General features: G+C 54.7%; 13 protein-coding genes and 1 riboswitch. Of the genes, 10 read left to right on the top strand and 3 right to left on the bottom strand.

The window, feature by feature from the left end:
* Positions 1 to 263: 263 nt before the first annotated feature.
* Positions 264 to 1,208: a transcriptional regulator LeuO gene (leuO, locus tag KGP24_RS03755; RefSeq protein WP_223563447.1), complete on the bottom strand. Its 945-nt coding sequence runs from the start codon at positions 1,206 to 1,208 to the stop codon at positions 264 to 266.
* 783 nt (positions 1,209 to 1,991) lie between these two features.
* Between leuO and leuA the strand changes: the two genes are divergently transcribed.
* The 6 genes from leuA to KGP24_RS03720 all read left to right on the top strand — a co-directional run bounded on the left by leuA (position 1,992) and on the right by KGP24_RS03720 (position 8,412).
* Entirely contained in the window at positions 1,992 to 3,563 is a 1,572-nt protein-coding gene (gene leuA / locus KGP24_RS03745; RefSeq protein ID WP_223562414.1) for a 2-isopropylmalate synthase, read from the top strand.
* Complete coding sequence (gene leuB / locus KGP24_RS03740; protein WP_223562413.1) at positions 3,563 to 4,654, top strand: 3-isopropylmalate dehydrogenase; 1,092 nt, start codon at positions 3,563 to 3,565, stop codon at positions 4,652 to 4,654. The genes leuA and leuB overlap by 1 nt, the downstream gene beginning before the upstream one ends.
* A 2-nt stretch (positions 4,655 to 4,656) precedes the next feature.
* The gene (gene leuC, locus KGP24_RS03735; RefSeq protein ID WP_223562412.1) at positions 4,657 to 6,057 is read left to right on the top strand and encodes a 3-isopropylmalate dehydratase large subunit; all 1,401 of its coding nucleotides are present in this window, start codon (positions 4,657 to 4,659) and stop codon (positions 6,055 to 6,057) included.
* A gap of 10 nt (positions 6,058 to 6,067) precedes the next feature.
* The gene (leuD, locus tag KGP24_RS03730) at positions 6,068 to 6,673 is read left to right on the top strand and encodes a 3-isopropylmalate dehydratase small subunit (protein ID WP_039260825.1); all 606 of its coding nucleotides are present in this window, start codon (positions 6,068 to 6,070) and stop codon (positions 6,671 to 6,673) included.
* A 161-nt stretch (positions 6,674 to 6,834) separates the two neighbouring features.
* On the top strand, positions 6,835 to 7,725 hold the full coding sequence (locus KGP24_RS03725) for a cation diffusion facilitator family transporter (protein WP_223562411.1): 891 nt from the start codon (positions 6,835 to 6,837) through the stop codon (positions 7,723 to 7,725).
* Positions 7,726 to 7,830: 105 nt separating this feature from the next.
* Positions 7,831 to 8,412, top strand: a complete 582-nt coding sequence (locus KGP24_RS03720; protein WP_223562410.1) for a cytochrome b/b6 domain-containing protein — start codon at positions 7,831 to 7,833, stop codon at positions 8,410 to 8,412.
* 48 nt (positions 8,413 to 8,460) lie between these two features.
* Here KGP24_RS03720 and KGP24_RS03715 read toward each other — a convergent pair whose 3' ends face one another.
* Positions 8,461 to 9,639 carry a sugar efflux transporter gene (locus KGP24_RS03715; protein WP_223562409.1) on the bottom strand — a complete coding sequence of 393 codons (1,179 nt, stop codon included), beginning with the start codon at positions 9,637 to 9,639 and terminating at the stop codon, positions 8,461 to 8,463.
* Between the two features lie 120 nt (positions 9,640 to 9,759).
* Positions 9,760 to 9,912, bottom strand: coding sequence for a glucose uptake inhibitor SgrT (sgrT, locus tag KGP24_RS03710; RefSeq protein WP_198886619.1), 153 nt, complete (start codon positions 9,910 to 9,912; stop codon positions 9,760 to 9,762).
* 88 nt (positions 9,913 to 10,000) lie between these two features.
* Between sgrT and sgrR the strand changes: the two genes are divergently transcribed.
* The 4 genes from sgrR to thiQ all read left to right on the top strand — a co-directional run bounded on the left by sgrR (position 10,001) and on the right by thiQ (position 15,079).
* On the top strand, positions 10,001 to 11,656 hold the full coding sequence (gene sgrR, locus KGP24_RS03705; protein WP_223562408.1) for an HTH-type transcriptional regulator SgrR: 1,656 nt from the start codon (positions 10,001 to 10,003) through the stop codon (positions 11,654 to 11,656).
* A 36-nt stretch (positions 11,657 to 11,692) separates the two neighbouring features.
* A riboswitch (TPP riboswitch) is annotated at positions 11,693 to 11,793 on the top strand.
* A gap of 31 nt (positions 11,794 to 11,824) precedes the next feature.
* Positions 11,825 to 12,808, top strand: coding sequence for a thiamine ABC transporter substrate binding subunit (thiB, locus tag KGP24_RS03700; RefSeq protein WP_223562407.1), 984 nt, complete (start codon positions 11,825 to 11,827; stop codon positions 12,806 to 12,808).
* Positions 12,784 to 14,394 (top strand): thiamine/thiamine pyrophosphate ABC transporter permease ThiP, encoded by a 1,611-nt coding sequence (thiP, locus tag KGP24_RS03695; RefSeq protein ID WP_223562406.1) that lies wholly within the window; start codon positions 12,784 to 12,786, stop codon positions 14,392 to 14,394. Before thiB ends, thiP begins: the two co-directional genes overlap by 25 nt.
* Positions 14,378 to 15,079: a thiamine ABC transporter ATP-binding protein ThiQ gene (thiQ, locus tag KGP24_RS03690; RefSeq protein ID WP_223562405.1), complete on the top strand. Its 702-nt coding sequence runs from the start codon at positions 14,378 to 14,380 to the stop codon at positions 15,077 to 15,079. Before thiP ends, thiQ begins: the two co-directional genes overlap by 17 nt.
* The last annotated feature ends 29 nt before the right edge of the window (positions 15,080 to 15,108 follow it).

The raw sequence follows: 15,108 nt of genomic DNA, 5'->3' as shown, positions 1-15,108 counted from the left end.
TATGAGGCAGGCAATTAGCAGACCCGTGGAGATAAACGGTGCGTAAAGCAGAAAAAGCAGCCGTTAACAGAAGATATGGTTAATTCCTCTGGGAATAGAGGATGGGATGATAAATCATCGCTGAAAAGCGCGACAATGCAGGAAATCATCTATTTTTGCGTGCCGGAGATCAGCCCGAAAAAAAGCACCACAGAATAAAATAGCAATTAACTGAAAAAATTCAGGATAAATCACATAATGCGATGTGATTTATCCTGATGCGTTTACCGACGACAGATGCCAACCAGCAACTCTTCCATCCACTGATGTCCTTTATCCCGACCCGCTGCTTCATGCCAGGAAAGATAACAGGTACGGCTATTTAGCTTGAGCGGTAGAGGCAAAATTTGCAGATTTAAAGGGTCAGAAAACTCTTCTGCCAGCCAGCGTGGCGCAATCGCCACCAGATGCGTCTGAGAGACCACGTTTAATACGCTAACCATTGCCATGCCCTGATAAGCCACGCTCGCCTGTTTATCCGCAGTGTCATACCACGGCAGGCTAAAGGAAGCATATCTGTCGAGTGCAACAACGGCGTGCTGCTCGTTATAAACATCGCTTTCTCGCAGCGGAGAATTCAGGCGCGGATGTTTTTTACTGGCGACCAGAACCATTTCATCTTTAAACAGCGGCACACAGGAAAATTCTGGACGACGGAACTCTTCATATCCCAGAACAAATTCGATCTCCTGATAGCGTAACTGATGTTCCGTGTTTTGATTCAGGGATGATTTAAAAACAAGATTGATATTTGGTGCGATTTCTTCAACTTTATTATAAATAATTGACGTTAAATAATTATCTAATGGGCTACAGACGCAAAGATGGAAAACGCGCTCGCTGCTTAAGGGTTCAAAGCCCGATCCCGGCAGCTCATTTTGGACCAGTTGCAACGCCTGGCGAATGGAGCCGAACAGCTGGAATGCGCGCGCCGTAGGCTGGATTCCCCTCCCGTAGCGAACAAATAATTCGTCGTTAAACATGACCTTAAGCCTGGCAACGGCATTACTCACGGCAGGTTGTGACATCCCCAACGTTTGGGCCGCGCGGGTGATATTCTGTTCCTGCATAACCGCATCAAATACCGTCAGAAGATTAAGGTCCACCGTGCGTAACTGCGGTTTAATCCCATCAGTAGCTTGAGGTTGTTTAATATTATTTTCTGGCACTTCTGACTCCACTGTCACGCTACACCCCTTTGCTAACGTACGGTAATAATCTCGAAAATGTGATTTATCATGCAAATACGATCAGCGAAAGAGAATTATTTAAAATTCGGAATATATAAAGACTTTATATTAACGAACATTAATGAGCGAAAATGATATGTTTGACTTCAGGAGCCGAATGAAACCATAAACCAAACAAATATACAATTGCCATCATGTTAATGATGACTTAAGTATTATTAAACTATTATTGCTATCACCCTACAGTTAGTTAACAATCTGTTATCTCTGTTCGTTTCTCTGCGTTCTGGAACAGATTCACTTCATTTATAACTTAATGATATCAAAACTCTTTAAGCTCAACGCATCCTCTTCAATACATTTCACTCATTTTTAAAAAAATTTATTTATTTGTTTCTGCAACTCCTTTATTAAGTCCAAAATTAGACAAATAGTCGGAACTAAAAAGCTAAACCCAGCACAATTAGCTAAAGCGAAAACCCTGCTGATTCCGTCTGCCGGGCCCGTTTTCATACTCAGGGGTTGACATGAACAGCCGTATCCAGTACCACTAAAAGCATATTGAATTTAACGGAGCACGATTCATGACACGCACCATTCGTTTCACCGGTCTACTACTACTAAACGCATCCACTGTGCGCGGTAGACTGGCGGGCGAAATTCAGCGTTGAATCGTCACCAGTAAGACTAAAAACCCGCGCCACTGCGCGGGTTTTTTTATGCTCGTAGCAAGGCGCCCTAAGACTGACAAGGACCTAACCCATGAGCCAGCAAGTCATTATTTTCGATACTACTTTACGTGACGGTGAACAGGCATTACAGGCAAGCCTGAGTGTTAAAGAGAAACTGCAGATCGCGCTGGCTCTCGAACGTATGGGTGTCGACGTGATGGAGGTCGGTTTCCCAGTCTCGTCTCCGGGTGATTTCGAATCCGTACAGACTATCGCCCGCACCATTAAAAAGAGCCGCGTGTGTGCCCTGGCGCGCTGCGTAGAGAAAGACATAGACGTTGCCGCCGAGTCATTAAAAGTAGCCGAAGCGTTCCGTATCCACACCTTTATTGCGACCTCGCCCATGCACATCGCAACCAAGCTGCGCAGCACGCTGGATGAGGTGATTGAGCGCGCGGTCTATATGGTTAAACGCGCACGCAATTACACCGATGACGTTGAATTCTCGTGTGAAGATGCGGGCCGTACGCCAATCGAAGATCTGGCGCGCGTCGTTGAAGCCGCCATCAGCGCGGGCGCGAAAACCATTAACATCCCGGACACCGTCGGCTACACCATGCCGTTTGAGTTTTCCAACATCATCACCGGCCTGTATGACCGCGTACCGAATATTGATAAGGCAATTATCTCCGTACACACCCACGATGATTTGGGTCTGGCCGTGGGCAATGCCATCGCCGCCGTCCACGCCGGGGCGCGTCAGGTTGAAGGTGCGATGAACGGCATCGGAGAACGTGCGGGCAACTGTTCGCTGGAAGAAGTGATCATGGCGATCAAAGTACGCAAAGACATCATGGACGTGCACACCCGCATCAATCATAACGAGATCTGGCGTACCAGCCAGACCGTCAGCCAGATTTGCAACATGCCCATTCCGGCTAACAAAGCGATTGTCGGCACTGGCGCCTTCGCGCACTCCTCCGGTATTCACCAGGATGGCGTGCTGAAGAACCGTGAAAACTACGAAATTATGACCCCGGAATCCATCGGTCTGAACCAGGTACAGTTGAACCTGACCTCCCGTTCCGGTCGCGCGGCGGTGAAGCACCGCATGGAAGAGATGGGTTATAAGGACAGCGATTACAACATGGATCAGCTGTATGACGCGTTCCTGAAGCTGGCCGACAAAAAAGGTCAGGTGTTCGACTATGACCTGGAAGCGCTGGCTTTTATTAACAAACAGCAGGAAGAGCCTGAGCACTTCCGTCTGGATTACTTCAACGTGCAGTCCGGATCCAGCGACATCGCCACTGCCTCGGTCAAGCTGGCCTGTGGTGATGAAATTAAAGCAGAGGCCGCTAACGGTAACGGCCCTGTCGATGCCATCTACCAGGCGATTAATCGCGTCACCGAGTACGACGTTGAGCTGGTGAAGTATGACCTGACGGCCAAGGGCCACGGCAAAGATGCACTGGGTCAGGTCGACATTGTTGTTACCCACAATGGCCGCCGCTTCCATGGCGTGGGCCTGGCGACCGATATCGTTGAATCCTCCGCGAAAGCGATGGTGCATGTGCTGAACAACATCTGGCGCGCCGCCGAAGTCGAAAAAGAGTTGCAACGCAAAGCTCAGAATAAAGAGAACAACAAGGAAACCGTGTAATGTCGAAGAATTACCATATTGCTGTGTTACCGGGCGACGGTATTGGTCCGGAAGTGATGGCACAGGCGCTGAAAGTACTGGAAGCCGTTCGCGCGCGTTTTGCGATGAAAATTACCACCAGCCACTACGACGTGGGCGGTATTGCGATTGATAACCACGGTACGCCACTGCCAAAAGCGACCGTGGAAGGCTGCGAAAATGCCGATGCCGTGCTGTTTGGTTCCGTTGGTGGCCCGAAATGGGAACACCTGCCGCCAGCAGAGCAGCCAGAACGCGGCGCGCTACTCCCGCTGCGTAAACATTTCAAGCTGTTCAGCAACCTGCGCCCGGCGAAGCTGTACCAGGGTCTGGAAGAGTTCTGCCCGCTGCGCGCGGATATCGCCGCCAACGGTTTCGACATTCTGTGCGTGCGTGAACTGACCGGCGGGATCTATTTCGGTCAGCCAAAAGGACGCGAAGGCAGCGGCCAGCACGAGAAAGCGTTCGACACCGAGGTGTATCACCGTTTCGAAATCGAACGTATCGCCCACATCGCGTTCGAGTCGGCGCGCAAACGCCGCCATAAGGTGACCTCTATTGATAAAGCGAACGTGCTGCAGTCTTCCATTTTGTGGCGCGAGATCGTCAGTGAAGTCGCTAAGCAGTACCCGGACGTCGGGCTGTCGCACATGTACATCGACAACGCGACCATGCAGCTGATTAAAGATCCGTCCCAGTTTGACGTGCTGCTGTGCTCCAACCTGTTCGGCGATATCCTCTCCGACGAGTGCGCGATGATCACCGGCTCCATGGGCATGCTGCCATCCGCAAGCCTGAATGAAGAAGGCTTTGGCCTGTACGAGCCTGCGGGCGGCTCCGCGCCGGATATTGCAGGCAAAAACATTGCTAACCCGATTGCGCAGATCCTCTCCCTGGCCCTGCTGCTGCGCTACAGCCTGGATGCAGGCGATGCAGCAACCGCAATTGAAAACGCCATTAACCGGGCGTTAGAAGAAGGCGTCCGTACCGGCGATTTAGCACGCGGCACGGCGGCAGTCAGTACCGATGAAATGGGCGACATCATTGCCCGCTATGTCGCTGAAGGGGTGTAATCATGGCTAAGACGTTATATGAAAAGTTGTTTGATGCGCACGTTGTTTACGAGGCACCAAACGAAACCCCGCTGCTGTACATTGACCGTCATCTGGTACACGAAGTGACCTCTCCTCAGGCATTTGACGGCCTGCGCGCGCACAAGCGCCCGGTACGTCAGCCGGGTAAAACCTTCGCGACGATGGATCACAACGTCTCCACCCAGACCAAGGACATTAATGCCTCGGGTGAGATGGCGCGTATCCAGATGCAGGAGCTGATTAAAAACTGCAATGAATTTGGCGTTGAGCTGTACGACCTGAACCATCCTTATCAGGGCATCGTCCACGTGATGGGGCCTGAGCAAGGGATCACCCTGCCGGGCATGACCATCGTCTGCGGGGACTCCCATACCGCGACCCACGGCGCGTTTGGCGCGCTGGCGTTCGGGATTGGCACTTCCGAAGTGGAGCATGTGCTGGCAACGCAGACCCTGAAACAGGGCCGCGCCAAAACCATGAAGATTGAAGTGAAGGGTAAAGCCGCACCAGGTATTACCGCAAAAGACATCGTGCTGGCCATCATCGGTAAAACCGGCAGCGCGGGCGGCACCGGTCATGTTGTTGAATTCTGTGGTGAAGCAATACAGGCGCTGAGCATGGAGGGGCGCATGACCCTGTGCAATATGGCCATTGAGATGGGCGCAAAAGCCGGCCTGGTCGCGCCGGACGAAACCACCTTCAACTACGTGAAGGGTCGTCTGCACGCGCCGAAAGGTCAGAATTTTGACGACGCGGTAGCGTACTGGAAAACCCTGAAAACCGACGATGGGGCAACGTTTGATACCGTTGTCACGCTGCAGGCTGAAGAAATTGCGCCTCAGGTGACCTGGGGCACCAACCCGGGTCAGGTGATTTCCGTCAATGACGCCATTCCCGATCCGGCCTCCTTCGCCGATCCGGTCGAGCGCGCCAGTGCGGAAAAAGCGCTGGCCTATATGGGGCTGAAGCCCGGCGTGCCGTTGACCGATGTCTCCATCGATAAAGTCTTTATCGGTTCCTGCACCAACTCCCGTATCGAGGATTTGCGTGCCGCCGCCGAAATTGCCAAAGGCCGCAAAGTGGCGCCAGGCGTGCAGGCGCTGGTGGTTCCAGGCTCGGGTCCGGTGAAAGCCCAGGCGGAAGCCGAAGGTCTGGATAAGATCTTTATCGAAGCGGGCTTCGAGTGGCGCCTGCCTGGCTGCTCCATGTGTCTGGCCATGAACAACGATCGCCTGAATCCGGGTGAGCGCTGCGCTTCAACCAGCAACCGTAACTTTGAAGGCCGTCAGGGCCGCGGTGGACGCACCCATCTGGTCAGCCCGGCAATGGCCGCCGCTGCGGCAGTCACCGGCCATTTCGCCGATATTCGCAGCCTGAAATAAGGAGACAATCATGGCAGAGAAATTTACCCAACATACGGGCCGGGTTGTCCCTCTGGACGCCGCTAACGTCGATACTGATGCTATTATTCCTAAACAGTTTCTGCAGAAAGTGACGCGTACCGGTTTCGGCGCACATCTGTTTAACGACTGGCGTTTCCTGGACGATAAGGGAGAAGTGCCTAATCCGGAATTCGTTCTGAACTTCCCGGAATACAAAGGCGCCTCTATTTTGCTGGCACGCGAAAACTTTGGCTGCGGTTCATCCCGTGAACACGCGCCGTGGGCGCTCACCGACTACGGCTTTAAAGTGGTCATTGCCCCAAGCTTCGCGGATATTTTCTACGGCAACAGCTTCAACAACCAGCTGCTGCCCGTCACGCTGAGCGATGAACAGGTCGATGAGTTGTTCGCGCTGGTTAAGGCGAATCCGGGCATTTCGTTTGAAGTGGATCTGGAAGCCGAAGTGGTGAAGGCCGGTGATAAGACCTACAGCTTCAGCATTGATGCGTTCCGCCGTCACTGCATGCTGAACGGTCTGGACAGCATTGGTTTAACTCTCCAGCACGACGCGGCGATTGCCGCTTACGAAAACAAACAGCCTGCATTTATGAAATAATCCTCCGGCCTGCAGTCCACTCTGCAGGCCGCGTTTTATCCCGATACCCCCTCCTTCTGTAAATACTTCCCAAACTCAGCCAATAATGACGTTATATTTAATGCCGATTTAATGTTTCCTGCGCAGAATAACCGCTCAATCAGTTGGCCGCGGAAATAACCATGAAAAAGAAAAATGGCAATGAGTCTCATATCCGTTCTCTGGAAATACATAAATGCACATTAGTGAGCGTGATAATAAATAGTTTACTCACCGCCTTTCAGATAGTTGCAGGAATATTTTCCGGCTCACAGGGATTAATTGCTGATGGGATTCATTCTCTTTCCGATTTATCCTCCGACTTTGTCGTTCTGGTTGCGAATAAAAAGAGTCAGAAAGCTTCTGATATCGATCATCATTATGGTCATCTGCGTTTCGAAAACGGTGCAAAGCTCATAATTGGCGCTATTCTGCTGCTTGTGGGGGTCGGGATGCTCTGGTCCGCAGGCAATAAACTGCTTCACCCCGAGACGCATCAGCTGGTGAAAGGGGCCGCGTTGTGGGTGGCGATTCTGGCGCTGGTGGTAAAGGAAAGCCTGTTCAGATACATGTTTGCCACGGGAAAACGTATTCAGTCCTCTCTGCTGATAGCCAATGCCTGGCATGCCCGTTCTGACGCAGCGTCGTCAGTGGTTGTTGCAATCGGCATTGCCGGGAATTTAGTGGGTTTTCACGCGATGGACCTCATTGCGGCCCTGATTGTCGGAGTATTCATCGCCCATATGGGCTACAAATTCTCTGCCGATGCCCTGCACGATCTGATGGACCGTTCGCTTGAGCCCGAGCTGGAGCACGAGATCAAAACGTGTCTTCTCGCAACCGAGGGGGTCACCGGACTCCATGATTTAAAAACCCGCAAGATGGGCGATTTAGCCCTTGTCGATGTCCATCTGGAGGTTAACGGCGAATTAAGCGTAAAAGAAGGACATCAGATTGCCGTCAATGCCAGAAACAACGTGATGCGAAAATTCAATGTGCTGAACGTGATGACGCATATTGATCCTGCCCGCTAATCGGAACGCATAAATACGGTGTGACGCACCCATCGTTAAGGTTTCGTTAATTAATCTGCGTCACACTGCATCGCATCAGCTCTCTCATTATTGAGGTAAAAAGCGATGAACCCAACGTTACGCAATACGCTTCCCCATAAAGAAACGCCTTTTCTTCGCGTACTGCACATTCTTGTGGCCATCCTGGTGCTGGTCCAGATTATCAATTCTAATTTCACCGAAAGTGAAGCCCTCCACGAATCCGGGCTGAACGGAATTGTCACCTGGATGCATATTATCTCCGGGTTTGGTTTAATTTTCTGTGGCATTGCCATGATGGCATGGATGTTAACCCAGCGCGGGTTTAAGTATTACTTCTCCTGGCTGGCGCTGGATTTTCACGGAATCGTTGACGATATTCGCACCCTCACGCAGCGCCAGCTTCCTGACGCGCATGCCGGCGGAATGGCGGCAACGGTGCAAGGTTTGGGCGTACTGGCTCTGCTGGGCGTTGCACTCTGCGGCGCGGCCTGGTTTGTGCTGAACGCCACGCTCGGGCCCGTTTCGTTCATCACGGAATCCGCCTTAAAGTTGCATAAATTCCTGACGGTCTTTATTGAGACATATTTCTGGGCACACGGTTTCATGGGCCTCGTTCATATGTACCTGACGCTACGCGCGCAGCGTAAATATCAGTATTCAGAATAAAACGGTTCGCAGAGCCCGGCGTTCCCGGGCTCCGTTTCATTCATCCGATCACACGTCTTTTACGCGGCAGGTCAGCAGAAGCGTCACGACAGAGATCGCCGCAATCATCCAGTAAACAGAAGCATGCCCATAGCTCTGCGCCAGTGCCCCCTGAATCACGCCTGCCAGAATCACTCCGGTTGAAATACTGTTGGTAAAAAGCGTGGTCGCCGAGCCTGCACGCCCGGGCATGAGATCCTGAAACCAGAGCATGCCGATCCCGGCAACAATTCCAATAAACACGGCGTTAAACAGCTGCAGCGCCAGCAACGCTTCACGCGAATGGAAAAGAATCAGCCCCGCGTAGAACAGCACCCCGGCCGCCACGGCGACGATCATCATCCGACGCTTTCCAAAGCGCTTAACGTAGTAACCCGCCAGAATCATCGCCGGAATTTCCAGCCCGGCGGCAGTTCCCATTAAGATCCCCGCAAGCTTGTCCGGTAAACCCAGATCGCTGCTGATCCACAGCGGCATATCAATGATGTACATGGTATTGCAGGTCCACATCAGCGTGGAGGCAATAAACAGCATGCGGACGTTTTTGTCCTGCCAGCCGCTCACCTCGGTGACAGGTTTGTCCGTCGCCTGTTCGACGCGCGCCACGGACGGCAGCGCGAAGGCAATCAATACCAGACTGATGACAAAAATCCCGGCGGCGATGGAGAACATGGCGGTAAAGCCGTAGTTCAACGCCAGCATGAAGGCCAGCGGCGGACCGATGACCCACGCCAGCGAGAGCTGGGCACGCATCACCGAGCTGAACATCACCACTTCCCGCGCCGAGCTATCCGCATATTCGCGGGCCAGCGCGAACAGCTGCGGCATGGCGGTGTTCGCCAGCGACGCCAGCAGCACGCCGCAGGTAATAAGCGTCAGATAATGACGGTTGAAGGCAAAGAGCAGCGCGTTGCCCACGGCCATGGCGCAGCAAAAGAGGATCAGCCTGCGGCGATCGCCCTGGCTGTCCGATCGTTTCGCCAGCGCGAGGCTGACCAGGATCCCGGCAATGGCGTTGACGGTGTAAAACAGGCCGACCCAAAACGGCTGTGCCCCCACCTCGCGGCTGAGAAACAGGCTCAGCGTCGGCGCCTGCAGCGCCCCCGCCACGCCCATCATAAAGGCCACCAGCATAAAAGCGGCATACACGCCGTTCAGGCGTCGCCCCATCGTCATCAACCACAGCATGCGCAAGTCCTTGTGAAAGCGAATCGAAATTGGGTGAAAGAATAAACGAAAAAAGCCAGCAAAAACATTTTGCTGGCGGGTGATAAGCACCAATACTCAGTCACACATGATCGAGGCGAGTTAGCGGGAAGAGGCCGGTGTTGTAACGTCCCACTGCATCAATTCTTCTAACGTTTTCAGCCGTTGCTCTGCACACCGGCGGGCCAGCCAGGACGATCCTTTTGTCGCTGAAAAGTACTGCTGATAAAACTGACGTGCGGTAGACCTCTTCATAATTTACCTCCTCGCTTCATCGAGAAGAATTATTGGCCTAATATAGGGATAAATAAATTGCTGGTTTTTTGTCAGGAGTTCCCCTTTTATGCCTTCCGGTCGTCTGCAACAACAGTTTATCCGCCTCTGGCAGTGCTGCGAGGGGCAATCGCAGGAGACCACGCTCAACGAGCTGGCTGACCTGCTTAGCTGTTCCCGCCGCCATATGCGTACGCTGCTCAACACCATGCAGCAGCAGGGTTGGCTAAGTTGGGAAGCGGAGGCGGGACGTGGGAAACGCTCGCGGCTGACCTTTCTCTATACCGGGCTGGCACTGCAGCAGCAGCGCGCGGAAGATCTGCTCGAGCAGGACCGCATCGATCAGCTGGTACAGCTGGTTGGCGACAAAGCCGCCGTGCGCCAGATGCTGGTTTCCCATCTCGGGCGCAGCTTTCGTCAGGGCCGCCACATCCTGCGGGTGCTCTACTACCGTCCGATGAAAAATCTGTTGCCCGGCACGGCCTTACGCCGCTCAGAAACCCACATGGCCCGGCAAATCTTCAGCGGCCTGACGCGGATAAATGAGGAAAACGGGGAACTGGAAGCGGATATCGCGCACCACTGGCAGCAACTTTCCCCGCGCCACTGGCGCTTCTTTTTACGCCCCGGCATCCACTTTCACCACGGCCGCGAGCTGGAAATGCACGACGTCATTGCCTCTCTGGAACGAGCCCGCAGGCTGCCGCTCTACTCGCATATTTCGCGCATCCACTCCCCCACGGCCTGGACGCTGGATATTGAGCTGTCGCAGCAGGACAAGTGGCTTCCCTGGCTGCTGGGCTATGTGCCGTCGATGATTTTGCCCGGTGAGTGGGAATCAATGAACAATTTTGCCAGCCTGCCAATTGGCACCGGGCCTTACTCCGTCTCCCGCAATAACAGCAACCAGCTGAAAATCCGCGCGTTCGATGACTACTTTGGCTATCGGGCGCTCATCGACGAAGTGAACGTCTGGGTATTACCGGATCTCAATGAAGACCTAAGCTGCGGGCTAACGCTTGAAGGCCCCACCACGGGAGAAAAAGCCGTGGAGAGTCGCCTGGAAGAGGGATGTTACTACCTCCTCTTTGACCGCCGCACCCACCGTGGGGCAAACCAGGCCGTCCGCAAGTGGATCAGCCACGTTTTATCCCCTTCCAATCTTATCTACCATGCGGAAGAGCAGTACCAGACATACTGGTTCCCGGCGTACGGCCTGCTTCCGCGCTGGCATCACGCCCGCCCGGTTCACTGCGACAAACCCGCCGGACTGGAGTCCATCACCCTGACCTACTACCGCGAGCACGTGGAGCATCGTTTTATCGCCAGAATCATGACCCGACTGCTGGCAGCAGAGGGGGTCACGTTAGACGTCAGGGAAGTGGACTATGACGAATGGCATCAGGGGGAGATCGCCAGTGATATCTGGCTCAACAGCGCCAACTTTACCCTGCCGCTCGATTTCTCGCTCTTCTCGCATCTGTATGAAGTCCCGCTGATCCAGCACTGCATCGACCGTGACTGGCAACAGGATGCCGCCCAGTGGCGTGCGGGAGAAATGAATCTTGCTGCGTGGTGCCAGCAGCTGCTGGCCGAGCAGGCAATCGTGCCGTTGATCCACCACTGGCTGATGATCCAGGGTCAGCGCAGCATGCGCGGCCTGCGGATGAATACTCTGGGCTGGTTTGATTTTAAATCCGCCTGGTTTGCGCCGCCGGAGCCATAACGCTTTCGTAATATTCACCAAATCATTACAATAGCGCCGTTCTCAACGGGGTGCTGCATCACAGATGTGCGCTGAGATAATACCCGTCGAACCTGATCCGGATAACGCCGGCGAAGGGATTTGAGGCTGTCGCTCAAAATCCTTTGCCACTCAACTTTGAGGTGCAAAGTGTTAAAAAAAGTTCTCCCCCTGCTGGCGCTGTTTGCGCTGCCTGCTTTTGCGAAGCCCGTCCTGACGGTCTACACCTATGACTCCTTCTCTGCCGACTGGGGCCCTGGCCCGGTGGTTAAAAAAGCCTTTGAAGCGGACTGTAACTGCGAGCTGAAGTTCGTGGCGCTGGAAGATGGCGTGTCGCTGCTCAACCGTCTGCGCATGGAAGGGAAAAACAGCAAGGCCGACGTGGTGCTCGGGCTGGATAACAACCTGCTGGAAGCCGCCTCGCAAACCAAACTGTTTGCCAAAAGCGGCGTAGCGGCAGATGCCGTTAACGTGCCTGGCGGCTGGAAAAACGACACCTTTGTGCCGTTCGACTATGGCTACTTTGCTTTTGTTTACGACAAAAATAAGCTGAAAAACCCGCCGAAGAGCCTGAAAGAGCTGGTCGAGAGTGACCAGAAATGGCGCGTGATTTATGAAGATCCGCGTACCAGCACACCGGGTCTGGGCCTGCTGCTGTGGATGCAAAAGGTGTACGGGGATAAAGCACCGGAAGCGTGGCAGAAACTGGCCGCCAAAACCGTCACCGTCACCAAAGGCTGGAGCGAAGCCTATGGCCTGTTCCTGAAAGGCGAAAGCGACCTGGTGCTGAGCTACACCACCTCTCCGGCCTATCACATTATCGCCGAGAAGAAAGATAACTATGCTGCCGCTGATTTTGCTGAAGGGCACTATCTGCAGGTGGAAGTCGCCGCGCGTACCGCCGCCAGCAAACAGCCGGAGCTGGCCGAGAAGTTCCTGAAGTTCATGGTTTCACCGGCGTTCCAGAATGCCATTCCCGCAGGCAACTGGATGTATCCGGTCACCAGCGTTGCGCTGCCCGCAGGTTTCGAGCAGTTGACCAAACCAACAGCCTCGCTGGAGTTTACGCCGCAGCAGGTCGCCGCGCAGCGTGCGGCATGGGTAAGTGAATGGCAACGCGCCGTCAGCCGTTGATTCCCGGCTGGTTACTTCCCGGGCTGCTCGCCGCCGTAGTGATGGTAGTGGTCAGCCTGGGGGCTTTTCTTGCACTGTGGTTCAACGCGCCAGAGAGTGACCTGCTCGCCCTCTGGCACGACAGCTACCTCTGGCACGTTATCCGGTTCTCCTTCTGGCAGGCGTTACTTTCTGCCCTGCTGTCGGTTATCCCGGCCATTTTTCTGGCACGCGCACTGTATCGTCGGCGTTTCCCAGGCAGAGAGGCGCTGCTTCGCCTGTGTGCCATGACGCTGATCCTGCCCGTGCTGGTGGCGGTATTTGGGATCCTCAGCGTTTACGGTCGCCAGGGCTGGCTGGCTTCGCTGTTCGGCCAGCTTGGTCTGGAATGGTCATTCTCTCCATACGGCCTGCAGGGCATTCTGCTGGCGCACGTATTTTTCAATATGCCGATGGCGACGCGCCTCTTTTTGCAGGCGCTGGAAAACATTCCCGGCGAACAGCGTCAGGTTGCTGCCCAGCTCGGCATGCGCGGCGTGTCGTTCTTCCGCTTTGTCGAATGGCCCTGGCTGCGCCGCCAGATCCCGCCCGTCGCGGCGTTAATCTTCATGCTCTGCTTTGCCAGCTTTGCCACCGTGCTGTCGCTCGGCGGCGGGCCGCAGGCCACCACCATTGAGCTGGCGATTTACCAGGCCTTAAGCTACGACTACGATCCCGGTCGCGCCGCGCTGCTGGCGATGATGCAGATGGCGTGCTGCCTTGCGCTGGTGCTGTTGAGCCAGCGGCTGAGTAAAGCCATTCCCGCAGGAAGCAATCAAATTACCGGCTGGCGCGATCCGCAGGATAGCCTGCACAGCCGCGTTACCGATTTTATCCTGATCGCGCTGGCGCTCCTGCTTCTGCTGCCGCCGCTGATGGCCGTTATCGTTGACGGACTGAACCTCAATCTCATGTCCGTCCTGCAACAGCCCGTCCTCTGGCAGGCGACCTGGACCTCGCTGCGTATCGCCCTGGCGGCAGGATTGCTGTGCGTCATGCTGACCATGATGCTGCTGTGGAGCAGCCGTGAACTCTATGCCCGGCAGGCCCAAAAGGCCGGACAGGCGCTGGAGCTGACGGGCATGCTGATTCTGGCGATGCCGGGCATCGTGCTGGCGACGGGCTTCTTTTTACTGTTCAACAGCACCATCGGCCTGCCGGAAAGCGCCGACGGCATTGTGATTTTCACCAACGCCCTGATGGCCATCCCCTACGCGCTTAAAGTGCTGGAAAACCCGATGCGCGACGTCAACAGCCGCTACGGTTTGCTGTGCCAGTCGCTGGGCATGCAGGGATGGCAGCGGCTGAAGGTGGTCGAACTGCGCGCGCTAAAACGTCCGCTGGCGCAGGCGCTGGCGTTTGCCTGCGTGCTGTCGATTGGGGATTTTGGCGTAGTGGCTCTCTTTGGCAATGACGATTTCCGCACGCTGCCATACTGGCTCTATCAGCAAATCGGCTCTTATCGTAGCCAGGACGGCGCGGTCACCGCGCTGTTACTGCTCCTGCTGTGCTTTGCCTTATTTACCGTTATCGAAAAACTCCCGGGGCGTGATGTTAAAACTGATTGATGTGACCTGGCTCTACCAGCACCTGCCAATGCGATTCACGCTTTCTGCCCGCCAGGGAGAGATGATTGCGGTTCTGGGCCCAAGTGGAGCAGGAAAAAGCACGCTGCTTAATTTGATTGCGGGTTTTCTGCAGCCGGCAAGCGGCGCGATCGTCATTAAAAACCAAGATCATACCCACACGCCGCCCGCAAAACGTCCTGTCTCAATGCTGTTTCAGGAAAACAACCTGTTTACCCATCTGACGGTGCGGCAAAACATCGCGCTGGGAATGCATCCGGGGCTCAGGCTGAACGATGCCCAGCGCCAGAAGCTGGAGATCATTGCCGCACAGATGGGGATCGTCGGGTTCATCGACAGGCTGCCGGGCGAGCTATCCGGCGGCCAACGCCAGCGCGTAGCTCTGGCGCGTTGTCTGGTGCGCGAGCAGCCGATACTGCTGCTGGATGAGCCGTTCTCGGCGCTCGATCCTGCTTTGCGTCAGGAGATGCTGGCGCTGGTGCAGGACGTCTGTCAGCGCCAGCAGCTGACGATGCTGATGGTTTCGCACAGTATCGAAGATGCCGCCCGCATCGCGCCGCGATCGGTGGTGATTGCCGAAGGGCGTATTTTGTGGGACGGAAAAACAGAAGAATTGCTGAGCGGTAAAGCGGGCGCGTCTTCACTACTGGGCATTCGTGCGGTCTGATGCCCTCTCCCTGTGGGAGAGGGAAAAAA

Source organism: Enterobacter sp. JBIWA008, from assembly GCF_019968765.1.
Taxonomy (GTDB): domain Bacteria; phylum Pseudomonadota; class Gammaproteobacteria; order Enterobacterales; family Enterobacteriaceae; genus Enterobacter.
The sequence above is the reverse complement of the archived record's forward strand: the minus strand, read 5'-3'. Positions and strand labels throughout refer to the sequence as shown.